Source organism: Cryobacterium sp. HLT2-28 (assembly GCF_004402495.1).
Lineage (GTDB): Bacteria > Actinomycetota > Actinomycetes > Actinomycetales > Microbacteriaceae > Cryobacterium > Cryobacterium mannosilyticum.
Window position 1 is genome coordinate 1 of the sequence record NZ_SOFH01000026.1, and the last position, 1,203, is coordinate 1,203.

Below are 1,203 nucleotides of genomic sequence, written 5' to 3' on the forward strand. Positions count from 1 at the left end.
AATACTCGTATCTTTGTTCGAATTATGGTATTCTGGGGTCATGGCAGGAACCCCTGATCCCAGTGCCACCACCGCCTTCACCGAGGCGGATGCCGGCTGTGCGGATGCCAGCAGTGCGGGTACGGCGGGGCTGTCGCCACTGCGGGAACTGGCTGCCCTGCAGGCGACAGTGGCGGGCGCGTTGGCGGCGGTGCCGTTGGCGGGGTTGAGTGATCTGGACACGGTGGCGGTGCTCACCGTGGTGGAGGGGCTGGGCCGGAGCATTGATGCGGCCCGGGTGGCCGCCGCGGCCGAGGTCGGCAGCCGGGCGGTGCGAATCGCGCCGGGGCGTTCCCAGCCGGCGTTGCCGGCCGCGCTGGGCTGCCGGGACGGCCTGGAGGTGGTCGTGCGGGCGACCCGGATCTCGGTGCGGGAGGCCAAACGCCGGTCCCGGCTGGGCGGATTCGTCACCGCCCGCACCGGGGTCGGGGGCACCGTGCCGCCGTTCTACCCGGCGGTGGCCGCCGCGCTGACCCAGGGTGAGCTCGGGCTGGAAGCGGCGGAGGTGATCGTGACCGGGCTGGAGCAGATCAGCGCCCGGGTCGCCCCCGACGACCTGCACACCGCCGAGCGGGCCCTGGTGGCGTGCGCGACCGGGGCGGTGACCAACGAGACCCGGGGCTTGCCCGGCGAAGGCCTCGCGTTTAGCGCCGACATCCTCCGCGGGATCATGCTGCAGTGGCAGGCCCGGCTCGATCCCGACGGGACAGCCCCGACCGAGCCCGTGCTCGAGGGCCGCAGCACCCTCGGCTTCGGCCTGCTCAAAGACGGCCTCTACCCGCTCCGCGGCGGCGTCACCCCCGAGCTCCGCGGCATCATGAACGTACTCTTCGACAGCTACCTCTCCGCCCGGGCCGCGCCCGCGTTCCCCACCCAGGAGGAACAGGCCCGAATCGACGCCGGCGCCCTGATCCCCGGAGCCGACACCGCAGACACCGCGGCCGTATCGTTTGACGGCGCCGGCGATGATCGCACCGGGGGTGAGAAACGCGCCGACATCCTCCGCGCCGTGCTCGACCGGGCCTCCCGCGACCCGGGCACCCCCACCCTGGGCGGGGCCGCCCCGACCGTGCTTGTGCACGTGAACGCCGCCGACCTGCAGGCCGGCACCGGCGTCGGCTGGATCGACGGAGTCCCCGCCCCGATCAACCTCACCACCGTGAA

Annotated in this window: 1 protein-coding gene; it reads left to right on the forward strand. The window is 73.0% G+C overall.

Annotation, left to right across the window (positions count from 1 at the left end; all coding sequences use genetic code 11):
* Positions 1-40: 40 nt before the first annotated feature.
* Positions 41-1,203, forward strand: a 1,163-nt coding sequence (locus E3O48_RS14280) for a DUF222 domain-containing protein (protein WP_134539789.1), incomplete at its 3' end; no start/stop codon positions are given.